20 protein-coding genes are annotated in these 19,415 nt (G+C 70.7%); 6 read left to right on the forward strand and 14 right to left on the reverse strand.

Annotated elements, in window-relative coordinates:
• Positions 1–7: 7 nt before the first annotated feature.
• Entirely contained in the window at positions 8–583 is a 576-nt protein-coding gene (locus tag ACWEVP_RS13160; RefSeq protein ID WP_452062764.1) for a DoxX family protein, read from the reverse strand.
• 36 nt (positions 584–619) lie between these two features.
• Entirely contained in the window at positions 620–1,528 is a 909-nt protein-coding gene (locus ACWEVP_RS13165; protein ID WP_452062765.1) for a 2-hydroxyacid dehydrogenase, read from the reverse strand.
• A gap of 65 nt (positions 1,529–1,593) precedes the next feature.
• Here ACWEVP_RS13165 and ACWEVP_RS13170 point away from each other — a divergent pair, with 65 nt between their 5' ends.
• Positions 1,594–2,802, forward strand: coding sequence for a PQQ-dependent sugar dehydrogenase (locus ACWEVP_RS13170; RefSeq protein WP_452062766.1), 1,209 nt, complete (start codon positions 1,594–1,596; stop codon positions 2,800–2,802).
• A gap of 1 nt (position 2,803) precedes the next feature.
• On the opposite strand, the gene ACWEVP_RS13175 is transcribed toward ACWEVP_RS13170, so the two are convergent.
• The 8 genes from ACWEVP_RS13175 to gatC all read right to left on the reverse strand — a co-directional run bounded on the left by ACWEVP_RS13175 (position 2,804) and on the right by gatC (position 10,837).
• Positions 2,804–3,946, reverse strand: a complete 1,143-nt coding sequence (locus tag ACWEVP_RS13175; protein WP_452062767.1) for a Gfo/Idh/MocA family protein — start codon at positions 3,944–3,946, stop codon at positions 2,804–2,806.
• The gene (locus ACWEVP_RS13180; RefSeq protein WP_452062768.1) at positions 3,943–4,659 is read right to left on the reverse strand and encodes a cupin; all 717 of its coding nucleotides are present in this window, start codon (positions 4,657–4,659) and stop codon (positions 3,943–3,945) included. Before ACWEVP_RS13180 ends, ACWEVP_RS13175 begins: the two co-directional genes overlap by 4 nt.
• On the reverse strand, positions 4,656–5,576 hold the full coding sequence (locus ACWEVP_RS13185) for a DUF6807 domain-containing protein (protein ID WP_452062769.1): 921 nt from the start codon (positions 5,574–5,576) through the stop codon (positions 4,656–4,658). Before ACWEVP_RS13185 ends, ACWEVP_RS13180 begins: the two co-directional genes overlap by 4 nt.
• On the reverse strand, positions 5,573–6,646 hold the full coding sequence (locus tag ACWEVP_RS13190; RefSeq protein WP_452062943.1) for a Gfo/Idh/MocA family protein: 1,074 nt from the start codon (positions 6,644–6,646) through the stop codon (positions 5,573–5,575). The genes ACWEVP_RS13185 and ACWEVP_RS13190 overlap by 4 nt, the downstream gene beginning before the upstream one ends.
• Before the next feature lie 341 nt (positions 6,647–6,987).
• The gene (locus tag ACWEVP_RS13195) at positions 6,988–7,518 is read right to left on the reverse strand and encodes a hypothetical protein (protein WP_452062770.1); all 531 of its coding nucleotides are present in this window, start codon (positions 7,516–7,518) and stop codon (positions 6,988–6,990) included.
• 3 nt (positions 7,519–7,521) lie between these two features.
• Positions 7,522–9,027, reverse strand: a complete 1,506-nt coding sequence (gatB, locus tag ACWEVP_RS13200) for an Asp-tRNA(Asn)/Glu-tRNA(Gln) amidotransferase subunit GatB (protein WP_452062771.1) — start codon at positions 9,025–9,027, stop codon at positions 7,522–7,524.
• The gene (gene gatA / locus ACWEVP_RS13205) at positions 9,024–10,541 is read right to left on the reverse strand and encodes an Asp-tRNA(Asn)/Glu-tRNA(Gln) amidotransferase subunit GatA (protein ID WP_452062772.1); all 1,518 of its coding nucleotides are present in this window, start codon (positions 10,539–10,541) and stop codon (positions 9,024–9,026) included. The genes gatB and gatA overlap by 4 nt, the downstream gene beginning before the upstream one ends.
• Positions 10,538–10,837, reverse strand: coding sequence for an Asp-tRNA(Asn)/Glu-tRNA(Gln) amidotransferase subunit GatC (gatC, locus tag ACWEVP_RS13210; RefSeq protein WP_003080804.1), 300 nt, complete (start codon positions 10,835–10,837; stop codon positions 10,538–10,540). The genes gatA and gatC overlap by 4 nt, the downstream gene beginning before the upstream one ends.
• 236 nt (positions 10,838–11,073) lie before the next feature.
• On the opposite strand from gatC, the gene ACWEVP_RS13215 reads away from it, so the two are divergent.
• Positions 11,074–11,727 carry an amino acid-binding protein gene (locus ACWEVP_RS13215; protein WP_452062773.1) on the forward strand — a complete coding sequence of 218 codons (654 nt, stop codon included), beginning with the start codon at positions 11,074–11,076 and terminating at the stop codon, positions 11,725–11,727.
• A gap of 33 nt (positions 11,728–11,760) precedes the next feature.
• Here the strand turns inward: ACWEVP_RS13215 and ACWEVP_RS13220 are convergent, their stop codons facing one another.
• From ACWEVP_RS13220 to ACWEVP_RS13235, 4 genes are all read right to left on the reverse strand, one after another.
• Positions 11,761–12,255 carry a GNAT family N-acetyltransferase gene (locus ACWEVP_RS13220; RefSeq protein ID WP_452062774.1) on the reverse strand — a complete coding sequence of 165 codons (495 nt, stop codon included), beginning with the start codon at positions 12,253–12,255 and terminating at the stop codon, positions 11,761–11,763.
• On the reverse strand, positions 12,248–14,416 hold the full coding sequence (ligA, locus tag ACWEVP_RS13225) for an NAD-dependent DNA ligase LigA (RefSeq protein ID WP_452062775.1): 2,169 nt from the start codon (positions 14,414–14,416) through the stop codon (positions 12,248–12,250). Before ligA ends, ACWEVP_RS13220 begins: the two co-directional genes overlap by 8 nt.
• An 11-nt stretch (positions 14,417–14,427) precedes the next feature.
• On the reverse strand, positions 14,428–15,132 hold the full coding sequence (locus ACWEVP_RS13230; protein WP_452062776.1) for a hypothetical protein: 705 nt from the start codon (positions 15,130–15,132) through the stop codon (positions 14,428–14,430).
• A gap of 84 nt (positions 15,133–15,216) precedes the next feature.
• Complete coding sequence (locus tag ACWEVP_RS13235; protein ID WP_452062777.1) at positions 15,217–16,254, reverse strand: methionine synthase; 1,038 nt, start codon at positions 16,252–16,254, stop codon at positions 15,217–15,219.
• A 134-nt stretch (positions 16,255–16,388) separates the two neighbouring features.
• Between ACWEVP_RS13235 and ACWEVP_RS13240 the strand changes: the two genes are divergently transcribed.
• From ACWEVP_RS13240 to ACWEVP_RS13255, 4 genes are all read left to right on the forward strand, one after another.
• Positions 16,389–17,213, forward strand: coding sequence for a phospholipid scramblase-related protein (locus tag ACWEVP_RS13240; RefSeq protein ID WP_452062778.1), 825 nt, complete (start codon positions 16,389–16,391; stop codon positions 17,211–17,213).
• 104 nt (positions 17,214–17,317) lie between these two features.
• Positions 17,318–18,361 carry an MBL fold metallo-hydrolase gene (locus tag ACWEVP_RS13245; protein WP_452062779.1) on the forward strand — a complete coding sequence of 348 codons (1,044 nt, stop codon included), beginning with the start codon at positions 17,318–17,320 and terminating at the stop codon, positions 18,359–18,361.
• A 64-nt stretch (positions 18,362–18,425) separates the two neighbouring features.
• Entirely contained in the window at positions 18,426–18,827 is a 402-nt protein-coding gene (locus ACWEVP_RS13250; protein WP_452062780.1) for a GNAT family N-acetyltransferase, read from the forward strand.
• Positions 18,828–18,837: 10 nt separating this feature from the next.
• Entirely contained in the window at positions 18,838–19,290 is a 453-nt protein-coding gene (locus ACWEVP_RS13255) for an N-acetyltransferase family protein (RefSeq protein ID WP_452062781.1), read from the forward strand.
• The last annotated feature ends 125 nt before the right edge of the window (positions 19,291–19,415 follow it).

Consider the following 19,415-nt stretch of genomic DNA (forward strand, 5'->3'; position numbering starts at 1 on the left):
CCCAGCCCTACCGGGTCAAGACGATGACCACCACGGCCGCCGCGGCGGCCAGCAGCAGCGAGACCAGCCCGAGCGGCAACGGCCGTTTCCGCCACGGCGTGTTCCGCTCCAGCGAAATCGGCCCGGCCCCGGTGAACAGCAGGCTCAGCGCCGTCATCCCCAGCAGCAGCTCCAACTCGAAGCCCTGCCCCTGCTGCTCGAAGAACCCGCCGTGGACCTTCGCGTACACCGCGTTCGCCGCGACCCCGAGCAGCCCCGCCGCGGCCAGCGGCGTGAACAGCCCGACGACCACGAGCACCCCGCCGCCCAGCTCGACGATCCCGGTGATCCACGACAGCAGCGTCGTCTGCTTGTGGTACCCGAACGTCTCCAGCATCCGCGCGAACCCGCCGATGCCCGGCCCGCCGAACAGGCCGAACAGGTGCTGCAGGCCGTGCGCGCCCATGGTCGCGCCGAGCGCCACGCGCAGGATCAGCAGGCCGAGGCCCAGTCCGCCCTGGCGCGGGGTGTCGTCGGCGCGGTCGTCCTCGACGTCCGACAGGAGGCTGGTGGGCTGCTGCGAAAAGTCGTCTCCACTGCTCACGCGCGAAGGGTAGGGGATCCGCACCCGCCTGGCGAGTCAGTACTCGCCGTGGACCAGGTTGTCGGGCAGCTCGCCCCCGGCGTACCGCGCGATTTCGGCCGCCGCGACGGCGTACGACCGGCCCCGCACCCCGCGCACGGCCCCGCCGACGTGCGGCGTCAGCAGCACCCCCGGCGCGGTCCACAGCGGGTGCCCGGGCGGCAGCGGCTCGGGATCGGTGACGTCGAGCGCGGCGCGCAGCCGTCCCGTGGTCACTTCGGCGACCAGGGCATCGGTGACGACGACGGCGCCCCGCGCCACGTTGACCAGCACCGCGCCGTCGCGCATCTCGGCGAGGAACGCCGCGTCGGCCATCCCGCGGGTGCGCGAGGTCAGCGGCACCATCAGCACGACGACGTCGTGGAGCCCGAGCAGCGTCGGCAGCTCGCGCACGCCGTGCACGCCCTCCCGCGCGGTCATCCCGACCATCGTGCACCGCGCGTCGAACGGCTCGAGCCGGCGCCGCAGGTGCTGCCCGAGATCGCCGGCGCCGACGATGAGCACGCGCTTGCCCTGCAGCGTGTCGGTGCTCTGCCGGTCCCACCGGCCCTCGCGGTGCGCCGCGCCGAAGACGTCCAGCTTCCGGTACATCGACAGCAGCGCGGCGACGACCCACTCGGCGGTGCTCCCGCCGTGCGCGCCCCGGCAGGTCGAGAGCAGGACGCCGTCGGGCACCTTGCCGACCCAGTCTTCGGCGCCGGCGGACAGCAGCTGGATAAGCTTCAGGTTCGGCAGCGTGCGCCACAGTTCCTCGCCCGGCGGGTGCTTGCCCGGGATCAGCACCTCGGCCTTCGCGGCTTCCGGGGGCACCGGTTCGCCCCACTGGTAGCGCACGGGCAGGACCCGCGGCACCTCGGCGAGCACGGACATGCCCTCGTCGTCGGGGACCAGCACGGTCAGCGTCATGATCCCCAACGTAATCCAGGAGTACTCACCCATGGTTCACGCGGCGGCCCCTAGGCTGGGGGATCATGCGCACTCGGTACCGGTCGGCCCTGCTGGCGATCCTGGCCTGCGGCGTCCTGCTGCCCGCCGGGTGCGCGCGGTTCGACGACACCGCGGCGGGCCAGACCTTCAGCCCGGCGCCCGTGCCCAGCCCCGAGTCACCGCCCGAGGTCCAGGGCCCCGGCGCGGACTCCGGCGGCGACGGCAAGCAGGTGCGGCCCGGCCCGTCGAACACCCCCGTCCCGCCGCCGCAGGGCTGCAAGGACTTCAACCCGGCGGTGATCGCGACCTGCCTGGACACCGTCGCGGCGGTGGCCGGCCTGCCGGGCGACGGCGCCACGCCGAGCGCGCTGGCGGGCGAGCGCAAGAGCGGCCGCGTGCTGCTCGCGACGGCGGGCAAGGACGCCACGGACTTCGCGAAGCTCGACGTCCAGGCGGCCGGCGACGGCGGCCTGACCGGCCTCGCGCTGTCGCCGTCGTACGTCGAGGACCAGCTCGTGTTCGCTTATGTGACCACGGCCACCGACAACCGCGTCGTGCGCTTCGCCAAGGGGCAGGCGGCGAAGCCGGTGCTCACCGGCATCCCCAAGGGCGCGACCGGCAACCGCGGCACGATCAGCGCCGACAACCGCGGCGCGCTGCTCGTCGCGACCGGCGACGGCGGAAACCCGGCCGCCGCCGCGGACCCGAACTCGCTCGCCGGGAAGGTCCTGCGGATCGACACGTCCGGCAAGGCCGCCGCGGGCAACCCGAACGGTGCCCTGGTGGTCGCGGCCGGCCTGCACGCTCCGGGCGGGCTGTGCGCGTCCGCTGACGGCGGCCGCGTCTGGGTCACCGACCGGCTCGCCGACAAGGACGCCCTCTACCGCGTCCAGGCCGGGCAGCCGCTGACGACGCCGGCGTGGACGTGGCAGGACCGGCCCGGGGTCGCGGGCTGCGCGGACTTCATCGACGCGAACGGTTTCGTCGCGGTCGTGACGTCCCTGGCCGGCAACCTGCAGGACGTACCGGTGTCGCACGAAGGCGCCGTCACCGGGAAGCCCCAGGTCCGCCTGGACGGCAAGACCGGCAAGCCGCCGGAGACGTTCGGGCGGCTCGCGGGCATGAGCATGATCAACCCGCAGCTCGCGGTGGCCGGCACGATCAACAAGGACGGCGGCACGCCGATCTCGAGCGACGACCGCGTCGTGCTGATCGCGCCGTCGACCTCCGGCGGCGGCAACGGCAAGGACTGAGCTACGTCAGCGGCTTGAGTTCCACCCGTCGTCCTTCCGCGGACGACGTCAGCCCGGCCTCGGCGAGCTGCAGCCCGCGCGCGGCCGAGAAGAAGTCGTAGCGGTGTTGCCGTCCGGCGACCACGTCCCGCACGAACTCCTCCCACTGGGCTTTGAAGCCGTTGTCGAACTCGGCGTTGTCCGGGACCTCCTGCCACTGGTCGCGGAAGGGCTCGGTGGCCGGCAGGTCCGGGTTCCAGACCGGCTTGGGTGTCGCCGAGCGGTGCTGGACGCGGCATCGCCGCAATCCGGCCACGGCGCTGCCCTCGGTGCCGTCGACCTGGAACTCGACGAGTTCGTCGCGGAACACCCGCGTCGACCACGACGAGTTGATCTGCGCGATGGCCCCCGACTCGAGTTCGAAGATGCCGTACGCGGCGTCGTCGGCCGTCGCCGCGTAGGCGTCGCCGTTTTCGTCCCACCGGCGCGGGATGTGCGTGGTCGCTTTCGCGGTCACGGCCTCGACGCGGCCGAAGAGGTTCTCGAGGACGTAGTTCCAGTGGCAGAACATGTCGAGCACGATCCCGCCGCCGTCCTCGGCCCGGTAGTTCCAGCTCGGCCGCTGAGCCTCCTGCCAGTCGCCCTCGAAGACCCAGTACCCGAACTCGCCGCGCACCGAGAGGACGCGTCCGAAGAAGCCGCCGTCGACCAGCCGCCGCAGCTTCCGCAGGCCGGGCAGGAACAGCTTGTCGTGGACGACTCCGTGACAAATCCCGGCGTCGCGCGCGAGGCCGGCCAGCTCCAGCGCGGCCGGCAGCGTCTCGGCCAGTGGCTTCTCGGCGTAGACGTGCTTGCCCGCGGCGATCGCCGCCCGCACCGACGGCTCGCGCGCCGACGTCAGCTGCGCGTCGAAGTAGATCCCCACGTCCCCGAGCGCCGATTCGACATCCGTCGTCCACGCGGTCAGGCCGTGCCGTTCGGCGAGTTCCCGCAGTTTCGCCGCGTTCCGGCCGGCGAGGATCGGCTCCAGCTGGACGCGGGTGCCGTCCGGCAGCTCGACGCCGCCTTGTTCGCGGATGGCCAGCACCGACCGGAGCAGGTGCTGCCGGTAGCCCATCCGGCCGGTGACCCCGTTGAGCAGCACTCCGATGCTCTGCTGGTTCATCGCTGACGGCCTTCCTGATCGATGTCGTATTCCGCGCGACGTCCGCACATGCCGTAGCCGTCCGGGTTCGACGGCGTCGCGACCCGGAGACCCGACTGCTCGAGGTGGCTCCCGTCGCCGTCGGCGAGGGCCTTGAGGTGCGCGCCGGTCAGTTCGGCGGCCCTCAGGGCCCCGGCCCGCCAGCGCGGTACCCAGTCTCCGATTTTCGGCGACACGAGCGCGACGGCCGCCCGGTGGAACGCCCGCAGCGGCTCCGGATCGCCGTCCACCAGGGCTTCGCGCAGCGGCAGGTAGCCGCTGACCGCCAGGTCACGACGCCTTTTGGCGGCGTCGTCGGTTTTCGGCAACGCGGCGGCCTCCGCGTAGGCCGCCGGGTCGGCGAGCACGTCGGGCGGGAACGTGAACACGGCGTCGCCCGCCTCGGGCAGGCCGCTGTTCTGCATGAGGACGGTGACGCGCAGGCCGCCGCCCTGCACCATCCGGTGGACGGTCCCGGGCGCGAACCACGCGATCACGCTGGCCTCGAGCGGCGTCTCCGCGTAGCCGCCGGTGCTCAGCGTCTGGACTGCGCCTCGTCCGGCCGTGACGACGTAGGCCTCGGTGCAGGCGAGGTGGACGTGTGGACTGCCACCGAGGACACCATCCTCGGCTTCCCACTCGTAGGCGCGTAAGTGCGAAATACCGATTCCACCTGGAAGCGTGAATTCGTTCATGACCATCCGTGCCTGTCGAGGTAGCTGGTCACCCGATCGCGGTCCCACGCGCCATCGGCGACGACGACCCGGTAGCGGTACGTGAAGCTCTCCCCCGGCGGCAGGGCGAACTCTTCGAAGAACGCCCAGGAGAAGGCCACCATGGGCGTCTCCTGGGATCGGACGAACCAGTGCGACTCGTGAACGGCGTGGTCGTTTTCCGGGGAATGCGCGAAGACGAGCGTCGAGTGCGCGTCGACGTCGTCGTGCTCGCCGACGAAGGCGAGCCAGGGAGCCTGGGCGCCCATCAGGTCATCGCCGCCGAGGTCACCGGGCCCGAAGACGCGGCCGCCGCTGAAGTCGCGCGGGCCTCGCCAGTGCAGCCCGGTATACCCGGCCCGTTCGCGGCCGGCGGTGGTCGGGCTGCCGAACACGAGCGGCTCGTCGCGGATGTTGGTCAGCTCGATGCCCCAGTCGATGGCCCAGGCGGCCTCGCCGGGTTCGACGGAGTGGACGACGATGTCGCGCCGCTCGCGCGCCCATTCCTCGCCGCGGTGGGTCACCCAGGTCAGCCGCTCGGTGAAGGCGAGCCGGTCGCCGCCGACGGTGAAGCCGGCGAACTCGTCGTGCCGCATCGAGCCGATGCGGTCGGGCAGGTCCTGGTACCAGTGGCCGGGGACGTAGGTGTGGCCGCCCCAGAAGTTCTGGCCGGAGAGGTGGCTCGACGTCATCTGCAGCCCCTTGTGCCACCGGTGGTCGGCGGGCCGGTACCCGCTGACGCGCCGGCCGCGCAGGGTGCGCAGCGGGTGGGTGTAGGGCTTGCGCGACTCGTAGGCGACGGGGTCCGGCTTGTACACATAGGACATGAGCGGCACCCCGCCCGCCTCGACGACCACGCGGTCGCCGTGCCGGTGCGTGACGGTGATGTCCGCGCTCATCCGGCCATCCCGGAGTAGAAGGGATCCCCGGCCCCGATGTCGCCCCGGCGCACGGCCCGCCCGGTGGCGGCGGCCTTGTAGAGAGCGGCGACGAACTCGAGCACCCGCCGCCCGTCGGCCCCGCCGCAGGGAGGCCGCTGCCCGGCCCGGTAGGCGTCGAGGACGGGCGCCAACGCGGCGGCGTGCGAGCTGCCGACGTCCTCTGCCGGTCGGGTTTCGAGGGGCCCGACCTGCGGAGCCAGGGTGTATCGCCAGTTTTCGGCAACGTGGCCGTAGAGGTGGGTGAGCTCGACGGTGGCGCGTTCGCAGTCGATGCGGATCCGGCTCACTTCATCGGGCGAGAGGACGCTGTTGACGACGGTGGCCAGCGCCCCGGACTCGAACCGGACGAGCGCGGTGGAGACGTCCTCGGTCTCGACGTCGTGCACGAGCCGCGCGGTCATGGCCTGGACTTCGGACCACTCGTTCGCTTCGCCGGCCAGGAGGTGGAGCAGCAGGTCCATCTGGTGGATGCCGTGGCCCATGGCGGGCCCACCGCCCTCGGTCGCCCACCGACCACGCCAGGGGACCGCGTAGTAGGCGTGGTCGCGGTACCAGGTGGTTTGACAGTGCGCGACAAGAGGACGGCCGAGCTCCCCCTTGCCGAGCAGGTCCCGGAAGTGAGCGGCGGCGGAGCCGGACCGCTGCTGGTAGACGAAGGAGACGTACGGACCGCCGTCCCGTTCGGCGGAGGTCATGTCGTCGTATTCGGCGAGCGAACGGCAAGGGGGCTTTTCGCACCAGACCCAGGCGCCGCTCGCGAGGGCGAGTTTGGCCTGTTCGACGTGCAGGCCGGGAGGCGTGCAGATCGAGACGAAGTCAGGTTCCTGCTCGGCGAGCAGGGTGCCGAGATCGCGGTAGGGCCGGGCATGGTCGGTCGCGGCGCAGAAGGCGAGGGCTCGAGCCTCATCGACATCCGCGACGGCCACGAGATCGACGTCGTCACCGTGAGCCTGAAAAGCGATCCGATGGCTGCCGGCGATAGCCCCGGCTCCGACGATGGCAACGCGCAAGCGCTTTCCCCGAGCCAACCGGAACTCCCTCCACCTACGCGCTTCGAGAACGCCCGCGCCTGCGCGGCCACTTCCGAGCGCCCGCCACAACACGGCGACTCTCCGCACGGCACCGCGGGGACCTCTTTCTCACCGAGGCGTTCCCCTGCGGCACATCACCGCACTGTCACCGGCTTTCCCGGCCACCCGCGCCCTCCGGCGACCTTCGCCTCGACCGTCTCAGAAAGCGCTTTCTCGCGCAACGGCCGCCAAAGTTGTCAACGTTGTCACCACCAGGTCACGACCGGAACGGACGACTCGACCGCCCGAGCGGCCGCAAGCGGAAACCCACCCTAGCCGACCAGTTCACCGAGGACCGGTCAGCGGCTCTTGCTCCGCGGCTGACGCTTCCGCGGCTGCCGGCTTTCGGCCCGCGCCGCCAGCATGTCCAGGAAAGCGGCGACGCCCGACACGAGTGCGGCCAGCACCCCGAGGAACCGCCCGAACCCGGCGCCGATGGCGATCCCGGCGGCGTCGAAGATCCCGCGCTGGTCGGCGTCGAACTCCCAGTCCAGCGTGAACCAGCCGATCACCATCAGCAGCAGCGCCGCCGCGGCGACCACCAGCCACAGGTGCGGCAGGCCGCCGACCCGCGCCTTCCGGATTCGCCCGAATACGACCACGACCACCCCGGCCAGCACCAGCGCCAGCGGCGGGCACCACGCGAAGAAGCTCGAATTCCACGCGTTCCGGACGACGTCACTCTGCGGCAACGACGAAAGCACGACCTCGATGTCCGGCTTGTTCGTGCTCAGCGTCGTCCACGGGAGGAACGTCGAGCCCAGCGCGAGCAGCCCGGCCGCCAGGCCGAGCCACTCGCGCCAGGTGACGCTCTTGACGGAAAAGGACAACGGTCAGGAACCGACGCGTTCGATGATCAGCTCACGAACCCGCTTGGCGTCCGCCTGCCCCTTGGTCGCCTTCATGACCGCGCCGACGATCGCGCCCGCCGCGGCGACCTTGCCGCCGCGGATCTTGTCCGCGACGTCCGGCTGCGCCGCCAGGGCGTCGTCGATCGCCGACAACAGCGCCGAGTCGTCCGAGACGACCTTCAGCCCGCGCTTCTCGACGACCTCGCGCGGCTCGCCCTCACCGGCGAGCACGCCCTGGACGACCTCCTTGGCCAGCTTGTTCGTCAGTTCGCCGGACGAAACCAGCCCGATGACCTCGGCCACCTGCTTCGGCGTGATCGCCAGGTCGGCCAGCTCGACCTCGCGGGCGTTCGCCTCCTGGGCCAGGGTGTTGACCCACCAGCCGCGCGCCTCGTCCGGCGACGCGCCGGCCTCGACCGTGGCCGCGACGAGGTCGACGGCGCCGACGTTCAGCAGGTCACGCAGGGCTTCGTCGGAAAGCGACCACTCCTGCTGGATCCGCTTGCGCCGCTCGGACGGCATCTCCGGCAGCGTCCCGCGCAGCTCCTCGACCCACTCGCGCGCGGGCGCGATCGGGACCAGGTCGGGCTCCGGGAAGTACCGGTAGTCCTCCGCGGTCTCCTTCGTCCGGCCGGACGACGTGGTGCCGTCGGCCTCCTGGAAGTGCCGCGTCTCCTGCTTGATCGAACCGCCCTCGGCGAGGATGGCCGCCTGCCGCGTCATCTCGTAGCGAACGGCCCGTTCGACGCTGCGCAGCGAGTTGACGTTCTTCGTCTCGGTGCGGGTGCCGAACTCGGTCGCGTCCTTCGCCATGAGCGAAACGTTCGCGTCGCACCGCAGCGAGCCCTGGTCCATGCGGACGTCGGACACGTCGAGCGCGCGCAGCAGGTCACGCAACGCCGTCACGTACGCGCGCGCGACCTCGGGCGCCCGCTCGCCGGTGCCCTCGATCGGCTTCGTCACGATTTCGATCAACGGCACGCCGGCCCGGTTGTAGTCGAGCAGCGAGTGCTCGGCACCGTGGATCCGGCCGGTGGCGCCACCGACGTGCAGCGACTTGCCGGTGTCCTCCTCCATGTGCGCGCGCTCGATCTCGACGCGCACGACCTCGCCGTCGTCGAGCGTGACGTCGAGGTAGCCGTTGAAGGCGATCGGCTCGTCGTACTGCGACGTCTGGAAGTTCTTCGGCATGTCCGGGTAGAAGTAGTTCTTCCGGGCGAACCGGCACCACTCGGCGATCTCGCAGTTCAGCGCGAGACCGATCCGGATCGCGCCCTCGACGGCCTTGCCGTTGACGACCGGCAGCGCCCCGGGCAGGCCGAGGCAGGTCGGGCAGACCTTCGTGTTCGGCTCGCCACCGAACTCGTTTGGGCACCCGCAGAACATCTTCGTGTTGGTGTTCAGCTCGACGTGCACTTCGAGCCCGAGGACGGGGTTGAAGCGTTCGACGACGTCGGCGTAGTCCATCAACTCGGCCACGGCAGTCACTTCGTTCCTCCCAGCTCCGGGACCTTGTGGATGAGCGCCCCGCCGGCGGCGGCGTCGCGCGCGGCCTCGTAGGCGGCACCGACCCGGTAGAGCCGGTCGTCGGCGAGCGCCGGGGCCATGATCTGCAGGCCGACCGGCAGGCCGTCCTCGTCGGACAGCCCGCTCGGCACGCTCATCGCGGCGTTGCCGGCCAGGTTCGACGGGATCGTGCACAGGTCGGCGAGGTACATCGCCATCGGGTCGTCCACGCGCTCGCCGATCTTGAACGCCGTGGTCGGCGTCGTGGGCGAAACGAGGACATCGACCTTTTCGAACGCGGCCGCGAAGTCACGCGTGATCAGCGTGCGCACCTTCTGCGCCGAGCCGTAGTAGGCGTCGTAGTAGCCGGACGACAACGCGTAGGTGCCCAGCATGATGCGCCGCTTGACCTCGGCGCCGAAGCCCTTCTCGCGGGTCAGCGACATGACCTCTTCGGCGCTGTGCGTGCCGTCGTCGGCGACGCGCAGGCCGTAGCGCATGGCGTCGAACCGGGCGAGGTTCGACGAGCACTCGCTCGGCGCGATCAGGTAGTACGCGGGCAGCGCGTAGACGAAATGCGGACACGAGACCTCGACGACCTCGGCCCCGAGCGCGCGCAGCTGCTCGACCGCGGCCTGGAACGACCGCTCGACACCCGGCTGGTAGCCTTCGCCGCCGAACTCCTTCACGACGCCGACCTTGACGCCCTTGAGGTCACCGGTCATGCCCTGGCGGGCGGCGGCGACCACCGGCGCCACCGGCGCGTCGATGGAGGTCGCGTCGAGCGGGTCGTGCCCGGCGATGACCTCGTGCAGCAGGGCGGCGTCGAGCACCGTCCGCGCGCAGGGCCCGGCCTGGTCGAGCGACGACGAAAACGCGACGAGCCCGTACCGCGACACCCCGCCGTAGGTCGGCTTGACCCCGACGGTGCCGGTGACGGACCCGGGCTGCCGGATCGACCCACCGGTGTCGGTGCCGATGGCGATGGCGGCTTCGAAGGCCGCGATCGACGCCGACGAGCCACCGCCGGACCCACCCGGGATGCGGGCGTGGTCCCACGGGTTGTGCGTCGGGCCGTACGCCGAGTTCTCCGTCGACGAACCCATGGCGAACTCGTCCATGTTCGTCTTGCCGAGGATCACGACACCGGCCTCGCGCAGCTTGCGCGTCACGGTCGCGTCGTACGGCGGGATCCAGCCTTCGAGCGTTTTCGAACCACAGGTCGTCGGGATGCCCTCGGTGGTGAGGACGTCCTTCAGCGCGAGCGGCACGCCGGCCAGCGCCGACGCGGGCGCGTTGCCCCCGGCGATGCCCTCGTCGACGGCCTTGGCCGCGGCCAGCGCGCCGTCGGTGTCGACGTGCAGGAACGCGTGGATGTGGTCGTCGACCTCGGCGATCCGGTCCAGGTGGGCCTGCGTGACCTCGACCGCGGACACCTCACGCGCGTGGATTTTCTCCGCCAGCTCCGCGGCGGTCAGCTTGATGAGCTCGGTCACTGCTCTTCCCCCAGAATCCGCGGCACCCGGAAACGCCCGTCCTCGGCGGCCGGCGCACCGGCCAGCGCCTGCTGCTGCGTGAGCCCGGGGACGACGACGTCCTGTCGGAAGACGTTCGTCAGCGGCACGGCGTGCGAGGTGGGCGGCACGTCGTCGGCGGCGACCTCGCTCACCTTGGCCACCGAGTCCAGGATCTGGTCGAGCTGGCCGGCGAAGACGTCGAGCTCGTCGTCGGTCACGGCCAGCCTGGCCAGCTTCGCGAGGTGCGCGACCTCGTCTCGGGAAATGTTGGGCACGCGGGTGACTCCCGGGTTGTGCTGTGCGGGTTGTCTCGGAAGCTGCAAGTCTATGGTGACGGCGCGGGCGGACTCGACTGGGTTACGCCCGGCGCAGGCCGGGTGCCGTCCGGCGACGCTCGCATCCCGCCCGGCGGACAGCGGGTCCCGCGGGCCGGGTGGGTCTGTCACAATCGGCGACCGGCATCGAGCGTCCCACGGCAAGGCTGGGACGCCAGGAGCGAGAGGGGCGCGTGGTGTCGTTCCTGATCCGGGTCATCCTTCCGGACAGCCCGGGGACCCTCGGCGCGGTCGCCACGGCGCTCGGCACGGTGGGCGCCGACATCCTCAGCGTGGACGTCGTCGAGCGCGGCACCGGAGTGGCGGTGGACGACCTCGTGGTCGAGCTCCCTTCCGGTCGCCTGCCCGACGCGCTCATCACGGCGGCGGAAAGCGTCGAAGGCGTCGAAGTGGACGCGGTCCGCCCCTACGCGGGCGTGCTGGACACGCACCGCGAGCTCGAACTCGTCGAAGAAATCGCCGCGCAGCCGAAGTCCGGCCTCGACATCTTGTCCGAGGGCGTGCCCCGCATCGTGCGCGCCGGCTGGGCGATGATCGTCGAACACTCGGAGACCGGCGCGCTCCGGCTGGCGTCGTCGAGCGCGGCCCCCGAGACCCCGATCACCGACCTGCCGTGGCTGCCGCTCGAGCGCGCGACGGTGCTCGACGGCGAGGAAGCCTGGATCCCGGAAACCTGGAAGGAGCTCGGCACCGAGCTGGCGGCGACCCCGCTCGGCAAGCCGGGCAAGGCGCTCCTGGTCGCCCGGCCGGGCGGACCGGCCTTCCGCGCCGCCGAGGTCGCGCGGCTCGCCCACCTCGCCGGGATCGTCGCGGTTGTCCTCGACGGCTGACGCGCGCGTTGCCGACTTCCGGCAACGCCCAGGTCAGACGTCGATTTGGTAGGCGATCAGACTGATGTGCGGGTACGGCCGCCAGTCCCGTTCGGCCAGGCGCGCGAACCCGAGACGGTCGTAGAGCCGGTGGGCGCTGCGCATCCCGTCGAGGCTGCTGAGCACGACCTTGCGGATGCCCAGTGCTCGCGCGCGGTCGAGCACGGCCCGGGTGAGCGCCTCGCCGATGCCCCTCCCCCGCGCAGCTGGCGCCACGGCGAGCATCCGAAACTCCAGCTCGCCGGGACGCGAGATCTCGGCGTAGGGCGACCCTGGCCGTACGACGGTCACCGTGCCGAGCACCTCCCCCGCCGCATCGACGGCGACGAGCACCTCGGCCAGCTCGACCCGGCGCGCGATGTCCCGCAGCTCCGCGTCGTACCCGACGTCACCGGCCAGGTGCCCGTCGACGTCGTAGGCCTGCACCGTGACCTCGCCCGCCGCGGCGTACTCCTCGGGCCGCGGTGGCCGGATCTCGACATCACCCATCCGTCTCCCCAGACTCGTCTTCGGCAGTCTCGTCGCCGGCCGGCAGCGCCACCTCCTGCGCTGCCTCGGGCCCCTGCTCCAGCAGGACGCGGAACCCGGCTTCGTCCAGCACCGGCACTTTCAGCTGCACGGCCTTGTCGTATTTCGAACCAGGCGAATCCCCGACGACGACGAAGGCGGTCTTCTTCGAGACCGACCCGGCCGCCTTGCCGCCGCGCGCCATGATGACTTCCTTGGCCTCGTCGCGGGAGAAGCCGTCGAGCGACCCCGTCACCACGATCGACAGGCCTTCGAGGTTGCGCGGGATCGAGTCGTCGCGCTCCTCCTCCATCCGCACGCCGGCGCGCCGCCACTTTTCGACGATCTCCCGGTGCCAGCCGACCTCGAACCACTCTTGCGTCGCCCGCGCGATGGTCGGGCCGACGCCGTCGACGTCCGCGAGCTCTTCCTCGGTGGCCTGCTCGATGCGTTCGATCGAGCCGAACTCGCGGGCGAGCGCCTGCGCCGCGGTCGGCCCGACGTGCCGGATCGACAAAGCGACCAGCACCTTCCACAGTGGTCGATCTTTGGCGACGTCGAGGTTCGCGAGCAGCTTTCGCGCGTTCGCCGACAACTCCCCGGCCTTGGTCCGGAACAGCTCGACCTCGGCGAGGCTGTCTTCGTCGAGGTCGAAGATGTCACCCTCGTCGGCGACCACGCGCGCGTCGAGCAGCGCGACCGCGGCCTCGTACCCGAGCACCTCGATGTCGAACGCGCCGCGCCCGGCCAGGCTGAAGAGCCGCTCCCTCAGCTGCGCCGGGCAGAAGCGGCTGTTCGGACAGCGGATGTCCTTGTCGCCCTCCTTCTGGTAGGCGAGCTCGGTGCCGCAGGCAGGGCAATGCGTCGGCATGACGAATTCGCGCTCGTCACCGGTTCGCGCGTCGACCACCGGCCCGAGGACCTCGGGGATGACGTCGCCGGCCTTGCGGATGACGATCCGGTCGCCGATCAGCACGCCCTTGCGCTTGACCTCCTCCTGGTTGTGGAGGGTGGCCCGCGCGACGGTCGACCCCGCGACCTTGACCGGCTCGGTGACCGCGAACGGGGTCACCCGTCCGGTCCGCCCGACGTTGACCTGGATGTCCAGCAGCGTCGTGATGGCCTCTTCCGGCGGGTACTTGTACGCGATCGCCCACCGCGGCGCCCGCGATGTCGTGCCCAGCCGCCGCTGCAGCGCCACCCGGTCGACCTTGATGACGACACCGTCGATCTCGTGCTCGGCGTCGTGCCGGTGCTCGCCCCAGTAGGCGATGTGCTCGGTGAGTTCCTCGGCCGTAGTCAGGACCTTGCTGTGCGGTGACACCGGCAGGCCCCACGCGGCCAGCGCGTCGTACGCCTCCGACTGGCGCTGCGGCTCGAAACCGTCGCGCTTGCCCAGGCCGTGGCAAATCAGCCGCAGCCGACGTTCGCGAGTGATCTTCGGGTCTTTCTGCCGCAATGAACCGGCTGCCGTGTTCCGCGGGTTCGCGTACGGCGGCTTACCGGCTTCGACCATCTTCGCGTTCAGTTCGAGGAAGTCCTCGACGCGGAAGTAGACCTCGCCGCGCACCTCGACCAGCGCCGGCACCGGGAACTGATCGGTGCCGGTGAGCGTCTCGGGCACCTGCTCGAGCGTGCGCATGTTCAGCGTGACGTCTTCGCCCGTACGGCCGTCACCCCGGGTGAGCGCGCGCGTCAGATGGCCGTTTTCGTACAAGAGGTTGATCGCCAGGCCGTCGATCTTCAGCTCGGCCAGGAACTCGGTGCGCCCGACCTCCTTCTCGACGCGCTCGCACCAGGCGAGGAACTCGTCCTTGTCGAAGACGTTGTCCAGGCTGAGCATGCGCTCGAGGTGGTCGTAAGCGGTGAATTCGGTCGAGAACGTGCCACCGACGCGCTGGCTCGGCGACTCCGGCGTGACCAGACCCGGATATTCGTCCTCGATCCGCTGCAGCTCGCCCAGGAGCTCGTCGAACTGCCCGTCGGAGATGATCGGCGAGTCCAGGACGTAGTAGCGGAACTGGTGGTCGCGCAGTTCCTCGGCGAGGGCGCCGTGCCGCTCGCGCACGTCGGCCGGGACGTCGGTGACGTCCTCGGCCACCGGGGCGGCGGCCGGGTCCTGGGGGAGTTCGGTGCTGCTCACGGGTGGTAACCCTAGTCGGGGGTACCGACATTTTCGTGTCCGCCGCCGCCCAGCCCGCGGACCAGTTCACGGAACTCCAGAAGGGTGATCGCACCGGCCGGCTCGGCCGCCGCGGTCTCGACGCGCCGTAGTCGTTCGGCGGCGAGCCGTTCACCCAATGTCGCGTCCAGCGGCAGGAACGTCATGGTCTGCCGCGCGGCGTCGTCGAGGTCGGCGAAACCCGGGTGGAAGACGGCGACGTCGACGACGTGCTCGTCCTCGTCGACCTGCGCGACGACGCGGACGTCGGCCAGTGAGATCCGGTGCTCGCCGAGGTTGACGGTGACCTCCGTCGGATCCGGCACGGGCGGGACCGAGTCGTGGTACTCCCAGATCGCGTCGTCCGGCGGGGCGGCGGCGCGCCACGCGTCGGTGAACGGCCGCAGCTCCGGGTCCTCCTGACCGGTCACGACCAGGGCGTAGATCGATCGGCGACCACGTTCGAGCGAGAAGTGCAGCCGCGGGTGCAGTGCCTCGACCAGCTGGCAGAGCTCGTGCTCGACGCGGTGCGGCTCACCCTCACCGAGCGCCGCGCTGACCATCGGCAGGAAGTCGTACCAACCCTGCCAGAACGTCTCCGCCGCGGCCGCCGGGTCGTCCGGCACGGGCTGCTCGGGCCACGCGGTGCGCGGGTCGGGCGGGTCGGCGGCGGCGTTCTTGCGGCGGAACAGGCGCATGGTCAGGAGTGGTCCTCGTTCGATCGGCTACGCCGCCACGCTACTTGCCCGGCGAGGCGGACGTCGGCGAGTTGCCGGATTCCGTCACCAGCCTTCCGGCGGCTCGACGAAGGCCTTGCCGAGGTCACGCGTCAGCGAGAGGGCGCGACGCATCCATTCCGGTGTCGCGCCGGCGAGGCCGCACGCGGGGGTCGGGACGGCGCGTTCGGCGAGGACGCTGCGGTTGAAGCCGAGCCGGTCCGCCAGCCGGAACGCCGGCTCGCCGACGTCCTTCAGGGACGGCGGTGACGCGGGCGCTGTCGACGGGACCGCGCCGAGGAAGAGGGTCGCCCCGCCGTCCCAGACTTCGCCGATCTCGTCGAGGAACGCGGCGGACGCGCCGTCGAGCGCCGCGAGGTCGAAGGCGAGGGCGTCCGCGCCGGCTTCGCGCAGCAGGCCGAGCGGCGGTTTCGCGGCGCAGCAGTGCAGGATCACCGGCCGGCCGGTGATCGCCTTGGCGCCCTCGATCATCGTCGAAAGCAGGTCACGCGCCTCGGGCTCCGGCACCGCGGGAACAGTCCCGTAGCCGGACGGGGTCGAAAGGCCACCGGCCAGCACGGCGGGCAGCGACGGCTCGTCGAGCTGGACGACCACGGGCGCGCCGGTCCTGGCGCGGACCTCGGCGACGTGGCCGGCGAGGCCGTCCAGCAGTGACGACGTGAAGTCACGCAGGGCACCCTGGTCGGTGAGCACCCGGTGGCCGCGGGGCAGCTCGATCCCGGCGCCGAGCGTCCACGGGCCGGCCAGCTGGACCTTGAAGACCGGCGGGGTGGCTCCGGCCTTCTCCCGCGCCTCCTGCACGGCGTCGAGGTCCCAGCGAAGCAGGTCGACGGCCCGGCGGTGCTCGTGTCCCGGCCGTGCCACCACGCGGTAGCCGCTCGGCACGACGTCGACGGCCAGGTCGACCAGCAGCGCCGCGGTCCGGCCGAGCATGTCCGCGCCGACGCCACGCGCGGGCAGCTCCGGCAGGTGCGGGAAGTCCGGCAGCTCGCCGAACACGATCGCCGCCGCTTCGGCGGGGTCGGTGCCCGGCATCGAGCCGATCGCCGTCGCGGCACCGCTGGGCCAAACTCGCTCACTCACGACACCCGATTCTGGTCGACCACCCGCCGGCGGCGCCGACCGGGCTGCCGCGCCGGGCCGTCCCGAGGCAGACATACGCCGCATTTGTCTTTACCGGCACCGCGGCGCGGTCCGCGCGGATAGGCTCACCGGCCATGACGAGTTCGCCACCGCAACCGGGTTGGTACCCCGACGCGCGGGACCCCCGCCTGCACCGTTGGTGGGACGGCCAGGCCTGGACGGCCAACACCCGACCGGCCTACCAGACACCGCCCCCGAGCGACTCCGAGCCGATCGAGCTGGACATCGAGCGGGCCCACGACCCGGCCCGGATCCAGAACCAGGTCAACCGCGCGACGCGCGGCCGAGGCGCTGCACGCGCGGGCGGCGGGACGCTGTTCACCGAGCCGGTCCTGGTGGTCAACCAGCGCGCCAAGCTGATCGAGATGGCCAACGAGTTCGGCGTGTTCGACCAGAACGGCAACCGGCTCGGCGGAGTGGTCGAGGTCGGCCAGAGCACGCTGAAGAAGGCGATCCGGCTGCTGACGAACTACGACCAGTTCCTGACCCACAAGTTCGAGGTCCGGGACGCCAACCACAGCACCGTGCTCAAGGTGACCCGTCCCGCCAAGGTCTTCAAGTCACGGTTCCTCGTCACGCGAGCCGACGAGAGCCCGATCGGCGAGATCGTCCAGGAAAACGTCTTCGGGAAGATCCGCTTCGGCTTCGTCGTCGACGGCCGCTCGGTCGGCGGGATCTTCGCCGAGAACTGGCGCGCCTGGAACTTTTCGATCCGCGACCACGCCGGCACCGAAGTCGCCCGGGTGACCAAGACGTGGGGTGGGTTCCTCAAAGCCGCCTTCACGACCGCGGACAACTACGTCGTCGAGATCCCCCACCCCCTTCCGGATCCGCTCGCCAGCATGGTGGTCGCCGCGGCCCTCACGATCGACACCGCCCTGAAGCAGGACACCGACTGAGCGAGTGACCGGCGTCTCAGCTCCTCCAGGTGGACAGCGAGCCCGGCACGGCTCAGGGTGAATGAAGGCCGGGACGCCGCAGTCTCGCCGGGACGGAGGTCACCGTGGAACCGTTGCCGGAAAGCAGCGACAGGAACTGGACCGAGCCCGGAATCTACGAGGTCTCGACCGGCGTCTACCGAATCCCGTTGCCCCTGCCCAACGATGCTCTGCGCGCGGTCAACGTCTACGCGGTCACCGACGGCGAGAAGCTCGTCCTGGTGGACTCCGGCTGGGCGTTGACCGTCGCGCGGCAACAGCTTTCGGACGCACTCGGCGGGATCGGCGCGGAGCTCGCCGACGTCAGCGAGTTCCTCGTGACCCACGTCCACCGTGACCACTATTCGCAGGCGGTCGTCCTTCGTCGCGAATTCGGCTCCAAGATCGCCCTCGGACAGGACGAAGAACCCTCGCTCAAGGCTTCCGGCAACCCCGACCGGCTGCCGATGGAGGCTCAGGTCGACCTGCTGGTCCAGGCCGGTGCCGACGAAGTCGTCAAAGCCCTGGCCCGCGACTTCGGCACGAACCGCCGGCACACCGAGGCCGATCTCTGGGAAGCGCCCGACGAGTGGCTGACGCCGGGGCCGCGTCCGATCCTGCCCGGCCGCGAGTTCGACGTCGTCGCTACTCCCGGCCACACGGCCGGCCATGTCGTGTTCGTCGACGACACCGCCGATCTGCTGTTTTCGGGCGACCACGTGCTGCCGCACATCACGCCCTCGATCGGCTTCCAGCCCGTGCCGGCCGAGTTGCCGCTCAACGACTTCATCGACTCGTTGCGCCTGGTGCGAGCGATGCCGGACCGACGCATGCTTCCCGCGCACGGCCCGGTGTCCGAAAGTGTGCACACGCGGGTCGACGAACTGTTGGACCACCATCGGCAACGCCTCGAGACGATCGGCTCCCAAATCGCGGCCGGCGCCAGCACGGCATACGAGGCCGCACATCGGATCGGCTGGACACGGCGCAACCGCAAACTATCCGAAATGGACTCGTTCAACCAGATGCTCGCCGTTCTCGAGACGGCGGCGCATCTTGATCTCCTGGCGTCCCAGGGCAAGCTGGCCACTCAGGTCGTCGAAGGCGTTCGCCACTACACGGCGACCTGAGCACCGCGGGTAGTCGAGTCATGGCGACTACGTCCTGGGACCAGCTTCCTGCATACTGGGTGAAATGGATGTCATCAGACGCGCCAGGGCTTCGGACATCGAGGCGCTGAGCCGCTTGTTCGGTGCACCGGGCGAGCCGCTGGCAACCGCGCTTCGCCAACTCATGACCACATCGCACGTCACGCTGGTGGTAGCCGAAGACGACAACGGCGTCGTCGGCACCGCGCAACTGACGGTGCTGCGTGGGCTCATGTGGGAAGGAGCTACCCGCGGCCTGCTCGAAGGCGTCCGCGCCGCCCGACGAGGAGTGACCAGCGCCCTTCTGACCTGGGGTATCGACGAAGCCCGACGCCGAGGCTGCAGCCGTGTCCACCTCGATTCCGGGCTCGCGCGCGCCGACTTGCGAGACTTCTACGCGCGCTTCGGGTTCGAGCACAGTTATGAAGGATTCACCCGCGTCCTGTGATACTGGCACCGTGACCGACTACAGCATCCGCAGGGCACGACGTGAAGACATCGGCGCGATCGTGCGCATGCTCGCGGACGACCAGCTCGGCGCCACCCGGGACGATCCCGACGACCTCGAGCCCTACCTGCAGGCTTTCGAGGGCATCGACGGCGACCCGAATCAGCTCCTCGTCGTCGTCACGTCCGAAGACGAACCGGTCGGCACGCTGCAGCTGACGATCATTCCGGGTCTCGCCAGGCGCGGCGCGCTTCGCGGACAAGTCGAGGCTGTCAGGATTCACGCCGGCCACCGAGGGGCCGGGCTCGGCGCAGATCTTGTGCGCTGGGCGATCGCCGAGTCTCGGCAACGCGGATGCGCCCTGGTCCAGCTCACCTCGGACGTCGCGAGGACCGATGCACACCGGTTCTACGAGCGCCTCGGTTTCGTTCCGAGCCACACCGGCTTCAAACTCAAGCTCTGATTTACCGAAAACGTTGCTGTAAAAGAATTTCCCGTCTGTCCATATCGGACATAGTCCAATCAAGCCCCCTCCGGTGATCGGCGACGCTCACGCCCACGCACGCGAACCATTCCGAAACAATCCGA

It is taken from the genome of Amycolatopsis sp. NPDC003865, assembly GCF_053605345.1.